Genomic DNA, 21182 nt, shown 5'->3' on the forward strand with positions numbered 1-21182 from the left:
AAAAAGGATATGCAGGATAATATTAAATCGCTACAGGAGCCTTGATTCCCGGATGCGGGTCATAGTTTTCCAGTGTAAAGTCTTCAAAATCAAAATCGAAAATATCCTTGATCTCCGGATTAAGTTTCATGACAGGAAGTGGCCTTGTATCTCTTGAAAGCTGTTTGTTCACCTGCTCAAAGTGATTATTGTAAATATGAACATCTCCAAAGCTATGAACATAATCTCCTACTTCAAGATCACAAACCTGTGCTACCATCATCAATAATAATGCATAACTGGCAATATTAAACGGAACTCCAAGGAACACATCAGCACTTCTCTGATAAAGCTGCAACGACAGTTTTCCATCAGCTACATAAAACTGAAATAAAGCATGACAAGGAGCCAAAGCCATATTTGGAATTTCCGCAACGTTCCATGCGGATACAATTAATCTTCTGGAATCTGGATTTTTTTTAATCTGATCAATAACTTCTGTAATCTGATCCACCACTTTTCCGTCTGCCCCATTCCAGCTTCTCCACTGGGCACCATAAACAGGCCCCAGGTCACCATTTTCATTAGCCCATTCATCCCATATACTTACGCCATTATCATTAAGATATTTGATGTTAGTATCACCTTTCAAGAACCAAAGTAATTCGTAAATAATGGATTTCAAATGCACTTTTTTAGTCGTTACCAAAGGAAAGCCTTTTGACAAATCATATCTTAGCTGATAACCGAATACACTTCTGGTACCAGTGCCGGTTCTATCGGTTTTATCGGTTCCGTTGTCTAAAATATGTTGTAAAAGATCCAGGTAATTTTGCATTTTGAAAGGAATTTTATGGTTCAAATTTACTAAAAAAGCATCAAAAAAAGCATCCGTTTTATGAATGCTTTGTATGAAACAAATATCTGTTTTCTATTAACCGTTGTGTATCTGAGATCTACAGATAAATTAAGTCAATAAAATTTTTTATTATAATCTAACGACATTAATCTTGTCATTATTCCCACTGATTGATTTCAGTTGGCCATATTTATTTTTCTCAATAAACTTATCATCCCAGTAATCAAGCTTCACAGGCCCGAATTTGATAAGCTTTTGATATTTACTGTCATCAATAATATCTTTTACCCCATAATCAATGGAAATGTCTCCGATAGATTTAAGCTTGCCATATCTGCTGTTATCAATAATGTCACTTGGCCAATAATCGATGCCATAGCTTCCGATTCTCTTTACTTTCCCAAATTTTTCTTTATTAAAAACAGGATTATCCCAATATTCAAATCTGATATTTCCGATACTTTTTAGTTTACCGTACTTTTCACTGTTTTTATCCATGTCATCATAATAATCTATTTTGACATTTCCTATACTCTTAATTTTTCCGGATCTATATTGATCAAAAAAACTATCATTATCATAATAATCAATTTTACCGTCCTGATTCGGAGAGTAGAAATCAGTAATAGCTCCCTGGGAATCCATTGTAATAATAAATCCTTCTACCGTAAGGCTTACCGAGGCAAGATCAAATGTTTTACCTGATACACCGGCCCGAATTTGAGCGTTGATCCATACACTGCCTAATAAAAACGCAAACAGAAGTAAATTTTTTAGCTTCATAATCCCATTTAAATTAATTTACCAGATATTTTCAATATTCTGATGTATATTATTAATGGTAAATGTCTCTCCCATTTTCTTGCCAAACATAGCCTTCACCAACGGTGATTCTGCAGAAACAGTCATAATCTTTTGTTTATCAATAGAAATTTCTCCCATCGAAGCCGAAATATAAAATAACCCTTTATCGGTTTTCACCAATGCTCCGTTCTGAACTTTTTCGGAAGGATCGGAAGTTATTTTCTGTAAAACAGCCTGTTGATTCAATGTTTCATTAAGTTGTCGCTGAAGATTATTGATTTCCTGCTGAAGCATTTCACGTCCTGTTTCATATTTATCTCCCATTGAGCTTTTTGTATCGTTGTTGGAAGCTCTTGTCTCCGCAATCAGATTTTCAAAATTTTGGATTTTATCGGTGATCTTAGCTTTAATGATATTTATTATTGCTTGTTTGTTCATTTTAAATTATTGATTTTTTTATGTGTGTGTATGGGAAACCACCCCGTCAAAATCAAAGATTTTGACACCCCTCCAGCGGAGGGGAATAAGTACCTTTTAAAAACTTATGGTAAAGGTTTTAGAACTGCTGCCAGAACTTTAATGGCTTCTTGTCTTATTTTTCAAAAACCGCGTAGTCTGACACCTTGAAATTGAAATCTTTTCCTTCGTCAAAATTTCGTCTGTTTTTTTCAAATACATTTTTGAAAGTTCCGGATAGCTGTTGATCTTCAATACTAAAACTAACAGGTTCTTTTGACATATTTAAGACTACTAAAACCTCATCATTTCCATTTTTTCTTATGTAAGCTAAAATTTTATCGTTAGCTGTTGTATTCAAAAAGTAGGTTGTAACATTTGGATCTCCTCCTCTTAAGGCCGGATTGGAAGATTTTAACTCTAATAACGTTTTATAAAAATCAGCTACCTGATAGGTATTGGTCCATTTGATCACATCTTTTTCAAAAAACTCCAATCTTTTCATGTTAGGAAGCTCCTGTCCTGAATATAAAAGAGGTATTCCGTTCCATGTTGCAGAAAATACGGCCATAGGTTTTGCAATCACTGCATATTTTTCATACTCTGTTCCGTTCCATGAATTTTCATCATGATTCGATGTAAACCAGGCTCTCATTGAGGCATCCCCGATATTGGAATATTGTACCAACAGGTCTTTTAATTCCTGAAGAGGTTCATTTTTTTTGTAATAATCTGCTGATTTATGCATCCATTTCCAGGAATAGCTGGCATCAAATACTTTTCCATATTCCGGACTTTCCAGTTCATCAAACTCTCCCAACCAGAAAAGAGGTTTCACTTTTTCCACTTCAGGACGTGCCTGCTGCCAGAAATCAACTTCAACCCAGGAAGCCAGATCACATCTGAAACCGTCAATATTGGTTTCCTGCACCCAGAATTTCATGGCATCGATCATTGCCAGACGCATTTCCTGATTTTTATAATCCAGTTCTATGATATCATCCATTCCTGAGGCAATATGAAATTTCCCGTCCGGATCTTTTAAATAGAATTCAGGATGTGTTTTCGTCCATACATGATCCCAACCTGTATGATTGGCCACCCAGTCGATAATAATCGTAAAGCCTAATCTGTGAGCTTCATTCACCAGATCTTTAAAATCCTGCAAAGTTCCAAACTCAGGGTTAATTGAGGTATAATCTGCTGCTGCATATGGACTTCCCAGACTTCCTTTTTTATTTTGCTGGGCAATGGGGGTAATGGGCATTAACCAAAGTGTTTGTATTCCCATTGATTTCAGGCGGGGCATTTCTTTTGCAAATGCTTTGAAAGTTCCTTCCTGGGTATATTGTCTGATATTGACTTCGTAGATATTTGTAGTATGTTTCCAATCTTTTGGCAATTGTGTCATCTTCCTGGTATTTTTTTGAGTGGTACAGGAAACAATTCCCAGACCAATAATGGCTAATAAAATTAATTTTTTCATGAATCAATTTTTAACAAAAGTAAGAATTGTTTCTTTGGTTTTGGCCATAAAAAAAGCCCCAGATCAAAATCCAGGGCCTATATTGTATCACCTCCTATCTTTCCTCATCGTTGTCATCCTCATCATCGAAAACGTCATCGTTGTAGTCTTCTTCTTCCTCATCATCAAAGCTGTCATCTTCATCGGAGAAGTTTCCACTTGCTCCAAAATCGTCATCAAAGCCAAACTCATCATCTGCCAGAGGCATTGCTGATTTCTTTTTAGATCCTCCTGAGCTACCGTTTTTGCTAGGAGCCTTCAAAGGAACATTTCCAAATCTGTATACTGTGATCGGGTAATTGACCCCTTTTGTTTCTTCAATAACTTCAACAAGCTCACAGAAGAATTCCCAAAGATCAAGAAGTCCATATTGGAACTGAGCTTTGTTACCTACTGCTTCGAAAGCTTCATCAATGTATACGTCTGACATAATCTCCCCATCGCCATCATCACTCATATCTTCCAATGGAACACTTTTTACTATCGTACCGTCATCTTCTAACAGATTAAAAGTAGATAGCTCGTCTCCCTGCAGACTGAATGCACTTTTAATTCCTAAATGTAAGTTCCATAATGTTTGTTTTCCCTTAACTTCAATATCACGGAAAATATCCTCTTTCGCATCTAATATTACGCGGATTTTGTAAACCATATCAGTTTCTTAAATTACTTTTTTGCCTTTATAATTATGATAAATCTCTGGTGCAAATATATAATAAATGACATGTGACAAAAAAATATTTCAGGATTTTTTAAAATATTTTTTTTTCTTACATTTTGACGGGATTATTTGCTTTTTTCAAGCATAAAACTAAATTTCGTCCCTTCAAGGTAAACGCTTTCAACGGTAATGTTTTCGTTATGAGCTTCAAGGATATGCTTTACGATGGCCAATCCTAATCCGGAACCGCCTTCTCTTCTGCTTCTGCTGGTTTCTACGCGGTAGAATCTTTCAAAAATTCTTGGGAGCAATTCAGATTTGATTCCCATTCCGTTGTCTATGACCTCAATCAGCACTTTATTTTTTAAAACACTGGTTTTTACAATCACTTTAGCTTCCTGTCTGTTGGCATAATGAATCGCGTTGGAGATGAGGTTGATGAAAACCTGAGAAATCTTCTGTTTATCTGCTTCTACAAAAATCTGTGGATGAAGGGTTTGAATCTGTAAGGTAGTATTTCGTTTCTCAGCCTCAAGATCAAGCAGATCAAAAATTTCTTCAATGAGGAGATTCACATCAAATTTTGAAACAGTAAGGTTGATTTCTCCTGCTTCCAATCTATTGATCATATCAAGATCTGTAACAATGGCGATAAGCCTTTCAACAGACTGATCAATTCTTTCCAAGTATTTATCACGAATGGTAAGGTTATCTACACCACCGTCCCTTAGGGTTTCTACATATCCCTGAATCGAAAATAAAGGAGTCTTCAGTTCATGGGAAACATTGCCAATATATTCTTTACGGTAGCTTTCCATTTCCTTCATCATGTCGATTTCCGTTACCTGCTGCTGGTTCAGATCAGAGAATCTTTCACCAAGCTGTTTGATGGTAATATTTTCGTCATTGTCCTGAACAATTTCCTGAGGAAGGATTTGGGAAAGGCCTTTCACCTGCTTCCTTCCGTAATAATTGAAAAGAAGTTCCAATACAACAAAGTTGATGGCAAAGATCAGCAAAACACATATTAACAGTCCCGTCTTGAATAGAGGGGTTTCGTAATAGATATCTTTCAGTGAATCGAAAACGACCACTAAGAAAAGCATTACCATTGTTAATAAACAAGCGGCAACGAGGGTAAGTCTGTAAAATTTCAATTTTACAAAGTTTTAATGATTGAACGTAAAGTTAGGATTTTTAAATGATTAAACGATCAGCTTATATCCAATCCCTTTTAATGTCTGAATTGTATTGATTCCTAGTTTTTCTCTAAGCCTTCTGATGTGAACGTCAATAGTTCTCTCTCCTACAATTACATCGTTCCCCCAAACTTTTTCCAGAATCTCTTCTCTCTTGAAAACTTTTTCAGTATTGGAAGCCAAAAGGTATAGCAGATCAAATTCTTTTTTAGGAAGGAGAAATTGCTGTCCGCTTTTGGAAACTCTGAAATTATCTTTATCAATGACAAGATCACCGATTTCAATCAGCTTAGCATTATCAGAAACCTGAGAGGTCAGCTGTAATAATGCATTTACTTTAGAGATAAGGATTTTCGGTTTGATCAGTTTTACGATATAATCATTGGCACCAGCCTGGAAGCCTGCCAACTGTGAAAACTCTTCGCTTCTTGCGGAAAGGAAAACAATAAGTGTTTTTTGAAGTTCTTTCACTTTACGAAGTTCCTGACAGGTCTCGATACCATCTTTTTCAGGCATCATTACATCTAGTAGGATTAGGTCCGGAATTATTTCCTTTGCTTTTTCTATACCTTCATTACCATTTGTTGCGGTATGGATATCATATCCTTCTTTTTCCAAATTGTAAGACAGAATCTCTAAAATGTCCAGTTCATCGTCTATTAAAAGAATTTTTTTGCTCATCTTCTAGTTTAAGAATTCCCACAAAAGTACTTATTTTCGGCGGTCTTCTTTATTTATGTTATGTTAACTAATTATTAAAAAACCAATTTCTTATTTCAAATTCAAAAATCAACAATAAAAATAAGAAATATTTACATAAAAATCAAATATACGAAACCATATTGGAAATAAACAAAAAAAATATAATTATAAAAAACATTTTTTGATAACGAAAAATAGGAGTTATCTATTAATACAAACTTCACAATTAATTAAAATTCTCCTAAAGTTTTCTTAAAAACTTAGCCTTTATTTTGCCCTTGAAAAAGAAGTAAAAGAAGTAATAATGAAAAAACAACTCCACAAGAGCATTGTGCTACTTGCCTTATTTTCTGCTGGCTATGCTTTTGCACAGAGCCAGATTTTGGAAGGTAGGGTATTGGACGAGAAAGATAACACCCCTATAGAAGGAGTAAAAGTAAAAGTAAATGATCAGGAAGTAACGACTGACATTTCCGGATACTACTCTATCAACCTTTCACCCGGTACCAACTATATCATAACGGTAAGCTCCAACGGATACAACAGAAAAGAGATCAGTGAGGTTATTGTAAAAAACGATGGCAATACTCACCTTGATATCGTTCTTGACAAACCATCTGCCAAAGAAAAGGAAATTGAGGGAGTTGTGATCAGATCAAACGCCAGAAAAGAAACCATAGCCTCTACCATCGGATTACAAAAAAATGCCGGAGTAGTTTCTCAGGTTATCGGAGTTGAAGCCATCAAAAGAAGTCCGGACAGAAACACAGGCGAAGTTCTGAAAAGAGTTTCAGGGGTAAGTTTATTTGACGGAAAATATATTGTAGTGAGAGGTCTGTCAGACCGTTATAATCAGGCTATGTTGAATGGTATTCAGTTATCAAGTACTGAGCCTGACAGAAAGACTTTCTCTTTCGACCTTTTCCCAGCCAACGTTATCGAAACGCTTGTCATCAACAAGACCTTCATTCCTGAATATACCGGTGAATGGGCAGGTGGATTAATCCAGGTGAATACGAAAGATATTCCTAATAAAGATTTCTTTAATGTACAAGTTGGTGTAGGAGGAAATACAGCAACCATGGGCCAGGAATTCTTCATGCAAAAAGGTGGAAAATGGGATTTTGTAGGAATTGATGATGGAACCAGAAAGCTACCAACCAATATGCCTGCAAAAAATGCTTTCAGTATTTTGACCGAGGCTCAGAAAACAGAAATCGGTAAAGGATACACAAAAAATCTTGGTTATAATAGTGTTGGTTATCCTGAGAACATCAGTTTACAGCTGGACGGAGGTTTCAATACCAAAGTTTTCGGAAAAGATTTGGGAGTGATTGCCGTTTTAAATTACAGCAACAGTAAAAGAAGAACTGAATCTACCAACCGTTTCTTTACCATCAACAACCAACTTGCCGATACCAACTTTGATTATTTTACTGAAAAATACAGCAATGATGTTATTCTGGGAGGGATGTTGAACCTTTCTTTAAAGCTTAACAGCAACAACAAAATTTCCCTGAAGAACATCATCACCAACAATACGGTGAACCATATGTCTTTCAGAACAGGAAAAGATTTTGAATTCGATCCGATTAACGGAACCAATATTATCGCAAGGGAAATAGGATTCAAGCAGACCACGTTCTATAATTCTACCCTTACCGGTACTCATAAAATAGACGCTCTTGGAGGATTTACTGTAAACTGGTACGGAAGTTTCGGAATCCTAGATCAGTATATTCCTTTATTACAGCGTTTACAGTACAATCAATATACTGACCAACCGGGAAGTCCTTATTTAGCGTTGATCTCTAATGGACTTTCTCAGAAGTCAGGAAGTGTTTTCTATTCTACACTAAGCGATTATCTTTATAATGCAGGTGGAGATATCTCTAAAACATTTACTTTATTCGGACAAAAGCAGACGATCAAAGGAGGATATTTATTCCAGGTAAAAGACAGGGTTTACAATTCAAGACCATTCTCAGTACGACTTGAAAGATCTAACCAGGGATTACTTTCTCAACCTTTCGAAACGATTTTCAATCCAGAGAATTTTGGTACTGATGGTAGATTTACTTTTGATGAAATTGCCGGAAACCAATACCGATATATTGCCAACACCATCCTTAATGCAGGATATTTACAGTTTGACAACAACTTCACACCTTGGTTAAGAGCCATCTGGGGATTAAGAGTTGAGAACTTTGACCAGTTGGTAGGAAGCACAAAAAGAAGTGATGACCGTTTTGTAAATACCCGTGTCACAGACTTCTTACCTGCACTTAACCTGACTTTCAAGGTAAATCCAAAAATGAATATTCGTCTTGCCGGTTCACAAACTGTTGTAAGACCTGAGTTCAGAGAGGTTTCTCCTTTAGCATATTATGATTTTGATTTGGGAGCTACTGTCATCGGTAACAAGTCTATTGAAAGAACTAAAATTACAAGTGCTGACCTTCGTTGGGAATTTTATCCAAGAAACGGAGAGATCATTTCCGTAGCAGGTTTCTATAAAAACTTCAAAAAACCAATCGAGTTATATTTCAATCAATCAGGGGTAGGAACGAGTAATACCTTCAACTACCTTAACGTAGATAAGGCTGATGCTTACGGAATTGAAGCTGAATTCAGAAAAAAACTTGATTTTGTAAGTGCACTTAGAAACTTTACATTGGGTGGAAACTTCGCTTACATCAAGAACAGAGTAACGGATGAGGCTACCAAAATCGACAGACCGATGCAGGGGCAGTCTCCTTACACGATCAACCTAAGTCTTCAGTATGATGCTGAAAAATCAGGATGGTCTTCTACTGTTCTTTTCAACATGATTGGAAGAAGAATTCTTTATGTAGGAAATGATCAGGTTCCACCAATCTGGGAAGCTCCAAGACCTCTTTTAGATTTCCAGGTAGCTAAAAAAATCTGGAACAAAAAAGGAGAAATCAAACTTAATATTTCTGACATCCTGAACCGTCGTGCAAAATTCTATCATGATCTTAATGACAACGGTAAATACGACAACAAAGATGCTCTTGCTATAGAAAGAGTAACAGGAACCAATATCAGTTTAACACTGGGATACAATTTTTAACAATATAATCTAATAAAAATAATTTAATTCTTTATAACATGAAAAAGTTCGTTTTATATTCTTTAATGCTTGGCGCTCTAGTATCCACTACCGCATGTAGAAATATAGAGGAAGATGGGCCAACCATCGTTCAAGGTGGAGGTAACGGAAACGGAGAGACTGAAAACCTTATTCTTTCAGGAAAAATCACATCTAATCTTACCCTTAAAGCTAATAAAATATATAAGCTGAGAGGACTAGTATATGTAACAAACGGAGCAACCTTAACGATAGAGCCAGGTACAAAAATTGTAGGTGAGGCTGATAAAAATGGTGCTTTGATCATTACCAAGGGAAGTAAAATCATGGCAGAAGGTACTGCTGCGAACCCAATTATCTTCACTTCAGAAAAACCAAGTCCGAAAAGAGGAGACTGGGCGGGTGTTGTAATTTTAGGTAATGCACCTACCAACGCATCTTTTGGTGGACAAAACGGAGTTGGAGAAATTGAAGGAGGTATCAACAACTCTGAGGGACTTGGTCTTTACGGAGGTACTAATGCAGCTGACAACAGCGGTATCCTAAAATATGTAAGAATTGAATACGCAGGATATGCTTTCTTACCGGATAAAGAGATCAACGGATTAACGTTCGGAGGTGTTGGTAACGGTACAACGGTAGATTACGTAGAAGTTGCTTACGCTAATGATGATAGTTTTGAGTGGTTCGGAGGAACGGTAAACTGTTCTCACCTTATTTCATACAAAGGTCTTGATGATGATTTCGATACAGACAACGGTTTCTCAGGAAATATCCAGTTTGGTATCGCGGTAAGAGATTCTCAGGTAGCTGACGTTTCCGGTTCTAACGCATTTGAATCTGATAATGATGCTAACGGTTCTTCTTTAACGCCTCAGACATCAGCAACATTCTCTAACATGACGATCATCGGGCCAATCAATTCTTCTGCTCCGGGTTCAATCAACTCACTATTCCAGAATGCTTTACAGATCAGAAGAAATTCTTCAATCTCTGTATTCAACTCTGCATTCACAGGATTCCCGGTTGGTTTATTCATTGATGCCACTAAAGGAACTCCAACAGACAATAATATTGTTGGTAATAAATTATTCTTTGAAAACAATATCCTTGCTGGAAACACAACTCCTTTAAAATTCGGAGCTTCTACATCGTCTCCAACAAGTTATACATTAGCCGATCTTACCACATGGTTTAATGCTAAAGGAAATACGATTCTTGCTTCTACAGCTGATGTAAAACTTGCAGGTGCTTGGGCTCCGGCAGGAACTACTCCAAACTTCGCTCCAGCAGCAGGCTCACCATTATTAACAGGAGGAACATTTACAAATGCTAAATTAACTTCTTGGTTCAAACCGGTAACATACAGAGGTGCAGTAGCTGATGCTAATGATACTTGGTATGCAGGTTGGACAAACTATAATTTATAAAATACAGTAGTTAGATTAATTTTAAATAGAAAGCCTTTGGAGATATTTTCCAGAGGCTTTTTTAATGCATTTATGTCATCTTGCAGATTTCGGGGAAGTATAAAGTTAAGAGATGTTAATATTGGGAAATCCCGCGGATCAATGTTAAGAACAAAAAAGGCTATTTTTTCTGTAAGTTTCGGCTAAATCCAATGGTATCTGATTTTTTATATTTGAGCGGGCTAAAGCCCACTCCTATTGATATTGTAGTGCAGACTTTGATGCTTAACCACTATATCATTCATCATTCATCATTCATCATTCATCATTCATCATTCATCATTCATCATTCATTACTCATTACTCATAAAAAAGGCCACCAGAAAACTCCAATGGCCGATTACAAAAAACAAGTGTATAAAAAATATATATACTTTTATTTAACTTCTCCAAAACAGGTTCCCGTCATTCATCAGGGCTTCTATTTTCGAGATTCTTGAAACGGCTTCTGCAGAGCATGAAGCATCTGTAAGGATGATTGCTGCTTCATCACCGGCTTTCGGCCACTGCTGTTTTCCTTTTTCATCCAATGGAAGAATGCTTTGCGTTGCAAACTGCAGTGCTCTTGACAAAGCAAGTTCTGTAGCATATCCATACAATTCAGCAATGAGATTAGCTTTCTGCAACATATTTCCTGATCCGAATGTACTCCAGTAATCCTGAACATTATCATTTCCTATCAATACCTCTACTCCGTATTTTTTCAATGTCGGAATAGGCATTATGGTTCCTTTGAAAGGAACAGAAGAGGCAATTCCTACTTTACCTTCTGCTAGTCTTTCAGCAATTTGTTCTGTTTCTTTTGACGAAAGATGACCTAAAGCAAAAGCATGACTTACAAATGTTTTGCCTTGAAGTGTTGGATTTTCAATGGTTTTATCGATGAGGTAATTGATGGTTTTCATTCCGGAATCTCCTACTTCATGTAAGTGAATATCTATTCCTTTACCATGATCCAAAGCAAGTTGTACGGTAAAATCCATTACTTTTTCAATACTTCCGTCAATACTGAACGGATCAAGGCCACCAATAAAGCCTACACTTTTCAATTGTGCAGCCTCTTTCATCAACGGCGCTGACTCGGTATAATACACTCCATGCTGCGGAAAAGCTACCAACTCGGCTTTAAAAGAATCTCTTTTGTTTTCAAGAGCTTGTTCAAGATGTTCAAGAGATTTTAATCCGGAAGTGGGGTCAATATTAAAGTGAGTTCTTGCAAAATGAGTTCCGTAATGTTGTTGGAGACTGATCAGCTGTTCTGCCCTATCCACCGACGTTTTCAGCAACTCGGGAATAATCTTCTGCTCATAAGTGATCATATCTTTCACCGTTTTCCTTTTTGGCGAAAGGGCTTGCCAGGGAAGTCCATACAATGTTTTATCAAGGTGAATGTGCATATCCCTGAAGGCTGGAAGCATCAGATAACCTTTAGCATCAATGGCATCAGAAGCAGGATTATTTGCCAGCACTGATTTTATTTTTCCATCTTCAATATCAATGCTGAAAAGGGCAGTTTTTGTTCCGATTACTTCTTCATTGTCATATTCAAAACCTGTTTCCAGGCGTACATTTTTCAGAGAATATTTTCCTTTTGCTTTTAACTGATATGGAAATTGCATGTTTTAAAATTTTAACAATACAAAATTACATCTGTTTCAAGGTAAAACAGGTGTATCAATTATGTCTTGTTTTGTATGAATTATTCTTTAAACTGAGAAGGCGTCATACCGGTTTGTGCCTTAAAAAATTTGGAAAAACTGGCGTGATCATAAAATCCGAGATCATAAACAATATCTTTCACTGACATTTCCGAGACTTTTAAAAGACGCTTGGCTTCTAATAAAATACGATCCTGAATCAACGATGAAGCTGAAGAATTAAGATTTTTTTTACAAACAATATTGAGATAGTTTGCCGAAATATTAAGCTTATCTGCATAGAAAGAAACTGATCTTTCCGTTTTGAAATGCTCATCAATCAAGTGTAGAAATTTGGAAATAATCGGATTTGAATGGTACATTTCAAAGTCTTTAAAAGCACCTTCCATACACTTGCTCACTAACAGGCCAATCAATTCACTTCTTTTCTGAATAAGTTCCCAGAAGATTTTTTCTTCATTCAATACTTTCTGAATGGCTTTAAATTCATACCTGAATGTTTCAAAAGCCTCTTTAGAAAGGTTAATAACGGGATGATTGTGATAATAGGAAGCCGAAAATCTCAACGAAGGCAAAAAGCTTTCAAACCAATCTCTGCTGATCATCAGCTGATAACCTATGGTTTCTTTTTCAATCACCCATTGATGCACCTGATCCGGAAAAACGAGATGAATCTGATAATCTTGTACCTGATATTCTGTAAAATCAATCGTGTGGGATCCTACACCGTGTTCAAAAAGGTTGATGATAAAAAAATCGTGTTTATGAGGCTCATCGATGGAACGTGCCCCGTAGAGTTCATTAAACAGAAGATTACAGCCCTTGAGCTGATTCTCACTGAACTCCTGAATTCCTAAAATGGGAAAATGATCTGTATGATAACTCACGCTACCTTAATTTCTTTTAAAATTAATAAAATTCCCGGGAGAAAAAATTAAAATAACCACAAAAGAAACAAATGATGGATCTTTTGTGGTTAAGCACCAACTCAATTATATATCTAAGCGTATATCAATAACAGAGAATAATCTGTTAAAAATTATTTTTGAGATTAAAAAAGCAATAAAAAATATTTGATTCGTAGATTTCACAGCCTTGTCAAGGTTTAAAACCTTGACAAGGCTACGAATATTTTGGCTTACCAATACTTTATTCTAAGGCTTTAATATCCTTATAATTTCTTTAAATCCTAACGACTCTGCGTGTTGCAAAGGAGTTTTCCCGGAATGATCCGGAATATTGAGATCTGCTCCATGATCTTTTAAAATCTGAACAATCTCCTGATATTTCCCGCTTCCATTTCCCAGAATAACCGCTTCCATTAAAGCCGTCCAACCCAATCGATTCACATGGTTGATTGGGAAACCTTTTGTTTTAACCAAAACTTTCACTGTTTCTACATGCCCGCGCTCACAGGCGGGAATCAAAGCTGTGCCGTTATATCTGTTGAACACATCAAAACGAGCTCCGTTTTCGAGAAACAATGCAACCAATTCGGTTTGCCCGGTTGCTCCGGCATACAAAAACGGACTGTCTAATTGATTATCCTGAAGGTTAACATCTGCTTTATAGGAAACCAGAAGTTTTGCCATCTCCATCTGCTTTTCTATGGTTGCCAGCAGCAATAGAGAACGTCCTCTTTTGTCAGTGGTATTAACATCTGCCCCATTATTTAAAGCCGATTTTACGGCTGTAATATCATTAGCTTTCACAAAATCTACAATACTTTTCTGAGCCATAACATTTTCTTTTGAATGGTCATTATGTTTCATTTCACAGGCACTCAAACTGCCAAATACCAATAGAAATATTAAGGTTTTCATAGCTGAGCGTATTTGGTTATTTTAAAAAACCACATTTCCCTGGTATACCAACGATTCTACCTCCGAAATCCTTGATACAGCTTCTGCAGAACAGCTTGCGTTTAACAATACAAAATCTGCCTGATCTCCTGTCTTCGGCCATTGTTGAGTTCCTTTATCATCCAGCGGAAGAACATTGACAGTTGCCAGTTTTAAGCTTCTCGATAATAAAAACTCTGTTGAATAGCCGTACAACTGTGCCATTAGATTGGCTTTCTGAAGTACACTTCCCGTTCCGAAAGTATTCCAGTGGTCGACAATACTGTCATTTCCTGTAAGCACAGTTACATTATGCTTATATAGGGTTGGAATCGGCATCACCAGTCTTCCGAATGGGATCGTGGAAACAATTCCTATCTGTGCTTCAGCCAACTTTTCAGCTACTTCTTCCTGTTTTGCTGCTTCTAATTTGGCTAAAATAAAACAGTGACTTAAATATGTTTTTCCTTTTAAGGAAGGATTTTCATTCACTTTATTGATAAGATATTCTACTGTTTTCAATCCAGAATCACCGGTTTCATGCAAATGGATATCAATTCCTTTTTTGTGATCCAATGCCAATTGAACCGTGAAATCTACTACTTTTTCAATATTACCGTCAACGTTGAAAGGATCAACGCCACCGATAAAATCAATATCCATTGCTGCTGCCTCTTTCAAATAAGGTGCAGAATCTGTGTAAAATACTCCATGCTGAGGAAAAGCAACCAATTCAGCACCAAATCCTTTCTTTTTATTGTCTAAAGCTTTCTGAAGATTTTTTAAAGACTGAAGCTTGGAAGTAGGTTCAATATTCACATGACTCCTGGCAAATGAGGTTCCTTTTGACTGCAATAATTCAATCATTTTCTCGGCCTTGAAAGTTGAATTTTTGAGCATCTCAGGAAGCATTTTCTGTTCCAGCTCAATCATTCCCTTAATGCCGCCCGTTCTTTTTCTCACCGCCTGCCATTTATCACCATAAAAAGTTTTGTCTAAATGGATGTGCATGTCTTTAAATGCGGGAAGCATCAACAGACCTTTAGCATCTATAGCTTTGGAATTAGGTTGATTAGGAGCTATCCTGGTAATTTTTCCGTTTTCAATTTCAATATAAAAGAGATCGGTTTTCGTTGAAGCAACTTCCCCATCCTGGTATTCAAATCCTGTTTCAAGACGAACGTTTTTAAGGCTTAATTTTCCTTTTGCCGAAATATTTTTTTCATCAAAAAATGGAGATGCTGTCATGATATTAGGGAGTAAAGTTAATCCTGCCATTGCCAATGCTGAATTTCTTATAAAGCTTTTGCGGGATATATTATTGTCTGAAGTCTTCATTTCCAATCTATTTATGACAAAATTAAAAAGAAGTGTTATGACAAAAGTGTATGGTTTATTACAAAATCTGTATGATTTATGCTTGTTTATAGTCTAAATTATATGATTTATTATTTGATCAACTATTTTACCGGCAAATATTTTTATACGTTTGGGCTAAAGCCAATGGAATCCTTATTTCTTTGCCAATGGGCTAAAGCCCATTTCTATTGAATATTCTTTCACCGATATTGTTATTTATCAAGCTAAGCAACATCAAAAAAAAGACTGGATCTAAAATCCGGTCTCATTTATTATTTATTAGAATATTCAAATTTTCTTACTGCTTCCAGTGTCATATCAATTTCTTTATCCTTGATTGCATCACTGATGAAATACGTTTCATAGCCACTTGGTGGAAGATAAACTCCGTTTTGTAACATTTGGTGAAAGAAGTTGTTGAACAATGAATGATTGGCTTCCTGTGCTTCATCAAAGTTAGACACTCTGTTGATGTGAAAGAATACAGACATCATTGAACCTTTTCTGTTGATTCTGTGGGCAATTCCTTTTTCGTTTAAGATTTTTCCAATTCCAAAATCTAAAGTTTCAGTTGTTTTGGCTAATCTGTTGAAAAATTCAGGATCATTTTTAATCAACTGAAGGGTTTTCAATCCTGCTCTCATTGCTAGTGGATTTCCACTCAACGTTCCCGCCTGATATACTCCACCTTTTGGAGCCAGATGATCCATAATTTCATTTCTACCTGCAAAAGCTCCTACTGGAAGTCCACCTCCGATTACTTTTCCGTAGGTTACAAGGTCAGCTTTAACGTTGAAAAGTTCCTGTGCTCCTCCGAAAGCTAATCTGAAACCGGTCATTACTTCATCAAAAATTAATAAAGCCCCATTTTCATCACAGATTCTTCTTAAATTCTGAAGGAAATTATTTTCAGGCAATACACACCCCATATTTCCGGCAACAGGTTCAATAATAACAGCTGCAATCTCACCCGGATTATGACGGAACAAATCTTCTACTTGTTCAAAATCGTTATAACGAGCCAGCAAAGTATCTTTAGCCGTACCTGCTGTAACTCCCGGAGAATTTGGATTTCCAAAAGTCGCGGCACCACTTCCCGCTTTGATCAGGAATGAATCTGAATGTCCGTGATAACAACCTTCAAATTTTACAATTTTATCTCTTTTCGTATATCCTCTTGCCAGTCTGATTGCGCTCATACAAGCTTCCGTTCCTGAAGAAACCATTCTGATCTGGTCGATATTCGGAACGTTTTCGACAATAAATTTGGCAATTTCTGTTTCCAGTTCTGTAGGAGCACCGAAAGAGAATCCTTTCTCTGCCTGTAGTTTCAAATCTTCCAGTACTTCAGGATGAGTATGTCCTAAAATAGCAGGTCCCCATGAATTGATGTAATCGATATAGGTATTATCATCCGCATCGGTAAGGTAAGCCCCTTTTGCTGATTTCATGAAAACGGGAACACCTCCCACTGATTTGAATGCTCGTACCGGAGAGTTTACTCCTCCCGGAATGTATTTGTAGGCTTCATCAAATAAAGCCGAACTTCTTTGATATTTCATTTTCTATTTTTTATTATTTAACCCTCAAAATAAAGGGTTCCATCTTCTCCTGCATAATTTTTCTGCCCATTAATCATCGTATAGTATAACTGAAAAGGCTGGCCATTTTTGAAAATTACCATTGCACTTTCAAAACGTCCGTTTAATACTCTATTACTGGGAAGAATTGTTTTAAAAATTAAATTATTGTGATTCTTTGGATCAGGCTCTGAAAGATATATCAACTGATCGACATCTACCAAAGTAATTTCATGATATTTATTAGGATATACCTCGCGGGAATATGCATCTACGAGTCCCATTAAATTCGAAGTATCCATTGTATAAATATAAGGAATTCCCCCATAATACTTCCATCCTATATGCGCCAACTCAGGCGTGTTTAAAAATATTTTCTTAAGTTGAGGAATGTAAATTCCAATATATGTATCACCAGCTCCTATTTCTATAAAATCTCTTTTAAAATTAAGCTCATATTGGTCATTATTGTAGGGCTTCAACATTTCAATATCTTCATCACTAAGATCTTCCCAGCTTAATACGATTTCCTTTATATCTCCTCTATAGAATGGTTCTATTCCTCTTACCCATCCTCTATCATTAACCGGAGGTCCTGTAGTTTGGATTTGCTTTTCAAGACGCATTCTTGTTTTCATGGAATAATAATAGTAACTCCATCCATCAAAAACCAAAAATTCACCGTTATCCACAGCTATTGGTTTATCTGAAATAAATGGCATAACAAGTGTTGAATTGGGGCCAATGATTCCAAATTTACCATTTAGTTCAGCATGAAACCCTCTTACAGACTCATCATACCAACTTATGCTGCTATACTGTGGCTGTACTGTAATAAATTTACCGGCATCACACAATCCCCACACCTTTCCTTTTCTGTAAGGAATATAATTTTGTTCCTGAGAAAATATTTTACATGATATGAATACCAAAAATATCAACAGATATCTAGTGTTCATATTCAATATTTTCATCATTCAGATTGTATTAGTTTCGTGGTTTTTTATCAATTAAATAAATCAGCTGCCCTGTGGATGGTTGCTGCCCTTCATCCATTCTGTTTTTGGCGTATAATTTATGTAATTTGATTCCGAATTTCTGAGCGATGTCATGCATATCTTCACCTGACTCTGCTTTATAGGTTGCTGTATTTCCTGAAGAATTTTTGGATTCAAGGAAAACAATATCGTTTTTCTTTAAAGCATCATTTTCCAATTCATTCCATTTTTTAAGTCTGCTTTCGCTGACTTTAAATTTGTTGGCAATGAACTGTACATTAGTATCTTCAGGGATTACAATATATTTCAGACCGTCATTCGGATGGCTTTTGATAAGAATTGAATTAAGAATCTCCGCCTTGGTTTTGATTCTCTCTACCCTTTTCTGCTGTTGTGCGTAAGAAGTTTGCTTATAAGGAACTTCCACGGTAACTGGCTCTTTTGCTTTTCTGGCATATTTTGACGGCTCCAGCTGAGCCATGAAAGATCGGTCGTCTTTCAGATCAGGGTACATTTTAAGAACAGCATACAATACCTCATTCGAGCTGGTATTGTCGTATTCATATAGTTTATACTTCTCAATTTTAGTGATCAGAATTGAAGCATAGCGGGGATTGGTTGCGTATCCTGCTTTTTTCAAGCCATACGCCCACGCTCTGTAATCTTTCATATCCAGATTGAAAAGGTTTGCATAATATTTTCTTGTAGATAAAAATATGGAGTGATCTTCGTACGATTGTCTTGGATCTTCATATACCCGGAAACACTCATTAGGAGCATCATCTGTATGCTTCATGGTTTTACCGGTCCAGTCTTCCTTACATTTTATTCCGAAGTGATTTTTACCTTCAAGCGCCAATCTGCTTTGTCCGCCGCCGGTTTCCAAAAGTCCCTGAGCCAACGTAATAGAAGCCGGAATTTTGTATTTTTCCATTTCTTCTACTGCATATTTAGCAAACTTTTGAATATACTGATCTTCGGTTGCCCAGGTTTGGGCAGAAAATTTTGATAAAACTAAAAGGCTTATGGATAGGAAAAGTCTTTTCATGTTTTTCAATTTTACTTATATAATTAAATTTCTATTCTGTTTTTCTAAAAGCAGATTAGCTCCCTCAATCCCCTGTAATCCCCCAGTATGAAAGCATAAAACCCTGCTGTTTTCAGGAAAATAATCTTCTTCAATCAGTTCAAAAACCTTCTGCATCATTTTTCCTGTATAAATCGGTTCCAGAGGAATATCATATTTCTCTTTGAAATCATTGATAAAACGGACATTTTCATCATTTATTTTACCATAACCTCCAAATCCTGAATCTATTAGATTAAAATTCTTTTTCGAAGTTAATTCAAATATTTTATTTTCCAGTGAAGCATCGTCAACGACTTTACATCCTATAACTTTCTGATTGTCTTCACAAAATTTTGAAATTCCGGCAATGGTACCTCCAGTTCCAACTGCGGTGCAAAGATAGTCAAAATCTTTTGTTTGCTCATTGAGCATCATTTTTACGCCTGCTACAGCGTCTTCATTAGTTCCCCCTTCAGGTATGACCAGTGCATCAGGAAACTCCACAGACAAAAATTCGGTCAGTTTTTCTTTATGACGGTATTCTTCCCGGGTGACAAATTTCAGGTTCATTCCATTTCTTTTGGCAAAAAGCAAGGTCGGGTTATCACGCCATTTGTTCTGCAACTCTTCCCCTCTGATAATTCCCAATGTTGGAATACCTGCTAAATTTCCTACAGCAGAAACGGCTGCAATATGATTTGAAAATGCCCCTCCAAAAGTAATAATATAAGGATTCTCAGGCTTGTTATCCAGATAATGATTAACATTAAAAAACAATTTCCAGTATTTGTTTCCTGAAATCTGAGGGTGAATCAGATCCTCTCTTTTAATAAAGAGTTTTATATTTTTATCAATAGATATTTCCTGGATCGGAATAGTTTCTGTCGGGAGTTTTAATAGCATTGTGGTCTTTAGCTGCTCATATTATTATTGCAAAAGTAGCAAAAGATTTGTTGGTTAAAGATATCGTAAACAATGAGAGAGTTTTTTTATACTATTTTATAATTTTTTAACTACCGATAATATAAATTAACCCGTATAATAATTATGAAATTTGTGGAAATTATTGGTGTTTAAATTTTTTATTTAAATGGGCTAAAGCCCATTTCTATTGATGTAGCCAAGCAGATATTTATATGTAACCTCAAATGAAATTGCAATATTTATAATTGTGAAATTCGTGGAAATAATTTGTGTTATTTATATTTAAATTTCAGGTTTTGGCTGAAGCCAGATAGAATGCTTTCTTTTATTTAAATGGGCTAAAGCCCATTTCTATTCATGTAGCCAAGCAAATATTTATATGTAACCCCAAATGAGATTGCAACATTTATAATTGTGAAATTCGTGAAAATTGTTTGTGTTATTGGTGTTTAAATTTCAGGTTTTGGCTGAAGCCAGATAGAATGCTTTCTTTTATTTAAATGGGCTAAAGCCCATTTCTATTCATGTAGCCAAGCAAATATTTATATGTAACCTCAAATGAAATTGCAACATTTATAATTGTGAAATTCGTGAAAATAATTTGTGCTATTTGTGTTTAAATTTTGGGTTTCAGAGGTATTTCCGGAAATTCCAGAATCTTCTTTTTTTAAGATAATTCAGGTTATGTTCGTTGGCATAGGCTTCTCTTTCAAATGAAATTCTTTTGTAGGCGAGATATCCATCTTTCAGTTTAAAAACCCAGTAATAATATTCGATGACATAGAAAATGTAGAAGAAAATAATAAGCATTTCCAACTGCTGTCGCAAATGGATTTTTTCGTGATTGATAAGTATTTTATTTTCCTTATCTTCGGGTTTCCTAATGAAGATAAAGGGAAAGAGAGCAATGCCGTTAATTTTTAATTTCTTTAATGGCTTTTGGCATACAATTATCATATAACAAATATAAAAAGTTTTTTGACTAGC

Annotated in this window: 18 protein-coding genes; 2 read left to right on the top strand and 16 right to left on the bottom strand. The window is 36.0% G+C overall.

Going from position 1 to position 21182, the window contains the following annotated elements; genetic code table 11:
• Positions 1-22: 22 nt before the first annotated feature.
• The 7 genes from EG342_RS24080 to EG342_RS24110 form a co-directional block, all read right to left on the bottom strand.
• Positions 23-817, bottom strand: coding sequence for a thymidylate synthase (locus EG342_RS24080; RefSeq protein WP_103293197.1), 795 nt, complete (start codon positions 815-817; stop codon positions 23-25).
• Between the two features lie 150 nt (positions 818-967).
• A complete protein-coding gene (locus EG342_RS24085; RefSeq protein WP_103293198.1) occupies positions 968-1621 on the bottom strand; it encodes a hypothetical protein in 654 nt (217 codons plus the stop codon).
• Positions 1622-1639: 18 nt separating this feature from the next.
• Positions 1640-2080 carry a hypothetical protein gene (locus EG342_RS24090; RefSeq protein WP_103293199.1) on the bottom strand — a complete coding sequence of 147 codons (441 nt, stop codon included), beginning with the start codon at positions 2078-2080 and terminating at the stop codon, positions 1640-1642.
• A 154-nt stretch (positions 2081-2234) separates the two neighbouring features.
• Positions 2235-3584, bottom strand: a complete 1350-nt coding sequence (locus EG342_RS24095; RefSeq protein ID WP_103293200.1) for an alpha-amylase family glycosyl hydrolase — start codon at positions 3582-3584, stop codon at positions 2235-2237.
• 94 nt (positions 3585-3678) lie between these two features.
• The gene (locus EG342_RS24100) at positions 3679-4275 is read right to left on the bottom strand and encodes an IS1096 element passenger TnpR family protein (protein ID WP_103293201.1); all 597 of its coding nucleotides are present in this window, start codon (positions 4273-4275) and stop codon (positions 3679-3681) included.
• A gap of 134 nt (positions 4276-4409) precedes the next feature.
• On the bottom strand, positions 4410-5441 hold the full coding sequence (locus EG342_RS24105; RefSeq protein WP_103293202.1) for a sensor histidine kinase: 1032 nt from the start codon (positions 5439-5441) through the stop codon (positions 4410-4412).
• A 48-nt stretch (positions 5442-5489) separates the two neighbouring features.
• A complete protein-coding gene (locus EG342_RS24110) occupies positions 5490-6164 on the bottom strand; it encodes a response regulator (protein ID WP_103293203.1) in 675 nt (224 codons plus the stop codon).
• Positions 6165-6489: 325 nt separating this feature from the next.
• Between EG342_RS24110 and EG342_RS24115 the strand changes: the two genes are divergently transcribed.
• Positions 6490-9279 carry a TonB-dependent receptor domain-containing protein gene (locus EG342_RS24115; protein ID WP_103293204.1) on the top strand — a complete coding sequence of 930 codons (2790 nt, stop codon included), beginning with the start codon at positions 6490-6492 and terminating at the stop codon, positions 9277-9279.
• Between the two features lie 38 nt (positions 9280-9317).
• Positions 9318-10727, top strand: coding sequence for a hypothetical protein (locus EG342_RS24120; protein WP_103293205.1), 1410 nt, complete (start codon positions 9318-9320; stop codon positions 10725-10727).
• Positions 10728-11146: 419 nt separating this feature from the next.
• On the opposite strand, the gene EG342_RS24125 is transcribed toward EG342_RS24120, so the two are convergent.
• The 9 genes from EG342_RS24125 to EG342_RS24165 form a co-directional block, all read right to left on the bottom strand.
• Complete coding sequence (locus tag EG342_RS24125) at positions 11147-12385, bottom strand: amidohydrolase (RefSeq protein ID WP_103293206.1); 1239 nt, start codon at positions 12383-12385, stop codon at positions 11147-11149.
• Positions 12386-12465: 80 nt separating this feature from the next.
• Positions 12466-13311: a helix-turn-helix domain-containing protein gene (locus tag EG342_RS24130; protein WP_103293207.1), complete on the bottom strand. Its 846-nt coding sequence runs from the start codon at positions 13309-13311 to the stop codon at positions 12466-12468.
• Between the two features lie 267 nt (positions 13312-13578).
• Positions 13579-14247, bottom strand: coding sequence for an ankyrin repeat domain-containing protein (locus tag EG342_RS24135; RefSeq protein WP_103293208.1), 669 nt, complete (start codon positions 14245-14247; stop codon positions 13579-13581).
• 21 nt (positions 14248-14268) lie between these two features.
• A complete protein-coding gene (locus tag EG342_RS24140) occupies positions 14269-15603 on the bottom strand; it encodes an amidohydrolase (protein WP_103293209.1) in 1335 nt (444 codons plus the stop codon).
• Positions 15604-15896: 293 nt separating this feature from the next.
• A complete protein-coding gene (gene hemL, locus EG342_RS24145) occupies positions 15897-17186 on the bottom strand; it encodes a glutamate-1-semialdehyde 2,1-aminomutase (RefSeq protein WP_103293210.1) in 1290 nt (429 codons plus the stop codon).
• A gap of 17 nt (positions 17187-17203) precedes the next feature.
• Complete coding sequence (locus EG342_RS24150) at positions 17204-18163, bottom strand: hypothetical protein (RefSeq protein ID WP_123868173.1); 960 nt, start codon at positions 18161-18163, stop codon at positions 17204-17206.
• Positions 18164-18191: 28 nt separating this feature from the next.
• Positions 18192-19250: a glucosaminidase domain-containing protein gene (locus EG342_RS24155; RefSeq protein ID WP_103293212.1), complete on the bottom strand. Its 1059-nt coding sequence runs from the start codon at positions 19248-19250 to the stop codon at positions 18192-18194.
• 15 nt (positions 19251-19265) lie between these two features.
• Entirely contained in the window at positions 19266-20174 is a 909-nt protein-coding gene (locus EG342_RS24160) for a 1-aminocyclopropane-1-carboxylate deaminase/D-cysteine desulfhydrase (RefSeq protein WP_103293213.1), read from the bottom strand.
• A gap of 651 nt (positions 20175-20825) precedes the next feature.
• Positions 20826-21152, bottom strand: coding sequence for a hypothetical protein (locus tag EG342_RS24165; RefSeq protein ID WP_103293214.1), 327 nt, complete (start codon positions 21150-21152; stop codon positions 20826-20828).
• Between the last annotated feature and the right edge of the window lie 30 nt (positions 21153-21182).

It is taken from the genome of Chryseobacterium lactis, from assembly GCF_003815875.1.
Classification (GTDB): Bacteria; Bacteroidota; Bacteroidia; order Flavobacteriales; family Weeksellaceae; genus Chryseobacterium; species Chryseobacterium lactis.

What these genes read in the sequence shown, in the direction of transcription:
- EG342_RS24080 (WP_103293197.1), bottom strand. Translation starts at nt 817, where the DNA reads ATGCAAAATTACCTGGATCTTTTACAACATATTTTAGACAACGGAACC.
- EG342_RS24085 (WP_103293198.1), bottom strand. Translation starts at nt 1,621, where the DNA reads ATGAAGCTAAAAAATTTACTTCTGTTTGCGTTTTTATTAGGCAGTGTA.
- EG342_RS24090 (WP_103293199.1), bottom strand. Translation starts at nt 2,080, where the DNA reads ATGAACAAACAAGCAATAATAAATATCATTAAAGCTAAGATCACCGAT.
- EG342_RS24095 (WP_103293200.1), bottom strand. Translation starts at nt 3,584, where the DNA reads ATGAAAAAATTAATTTTATTAGCCATTATTGGTCTGGGAATTGTTTCC.
- EG342_RS24100 (WP_103293201.1), bottom strand. Translation starts at nt 4,275, where the DNA reads ATGGTTTACAAAATCCGCGTAATATTAGATGCGAAAGAGGATATTTTC.
- EG342_RS24110 (WP_103293203.1), bottom strand. Translation starts at nt 6,164, where the DNA reads ATGAGCAAAAAAATTCTTTTAATAGACGATGAACTGGACATTTTAGAG.
- EG342_RS24115 (WP_103293204.1), top strand. Translation starts at nt 6,490, where the DNA reads ATGAAAAAACAACTCCACAAGAGCATTGTGCTACTTGCCTTATTTTCT.
- EG342_RS24120 (WP_103293205.1), top strand. Translation starts at nt 9,318, where the DNA reads ATGAAAAAGTTCGTTTTATATTCTTTAATGCTTGGCGCTCTAGTATCC.
- EG342_RS24125 (WP_103293206.1), bottom strand. Translation starts at nt 12,385, where the DNA reads ATGCAATTTCCATATCAGTTAAAAGCAAAAGGAAAATATTCTCTGAAA.
- EG342_RS24135 (WP_103293208.1), bottom strand. Translation starts at nt 14,247, where the DNA reads ATGAAAACCTTAATATTTCTATTGGTATTTGGCAGTTTGAGTGCCTGT.
- EG342_RS24140 (WP_103293209.1), bottom strand. Translation starts at nt 15,603, where the DNA reads ATGAAGACTTCAGACAATAATATATCCCGCAAAAGCTTTATAAGAAAT.
- hemL (WP_103293210.1), bottom strand. Translation starts at nt 17,186, where the DNA reads ATGAAATATCAAAGAAGTTCGGCTTTATTTGATGAAGCCTACAAATAC.
- EG342_RS24150 (WP_123868173.1), bottom strand. Translation starts at nt 18,163, where the DNA reads ATGAACACTAGATATCTGTTGATATTTTTGGTATTCATATCATGTAAA.
- EG342_RS24155 (WP_103293212.1), bottom strand. Translation starts at nt 19,250, where the DNA reads ATGAAAAGACTTTTCCTATCCATAAGCCTTTTAGTTTTATCAAAATTT.
- EG342_RS24160 (WP_103293213.1), bottom strand. Translation starts at nt 20,174, where the DNA reads ATGCTATTAAAACTCCCGACAGAAACTATTCCGATCCAGGAAATATCT.
- EG342_RS24165 (WP_103293214.1), bottom strand. Translation starts at nt 21,152, where the DNA reads ATGATAATTGTATGCCAAAAGCCATTAAAGAAATTAAAAATTAACGGC.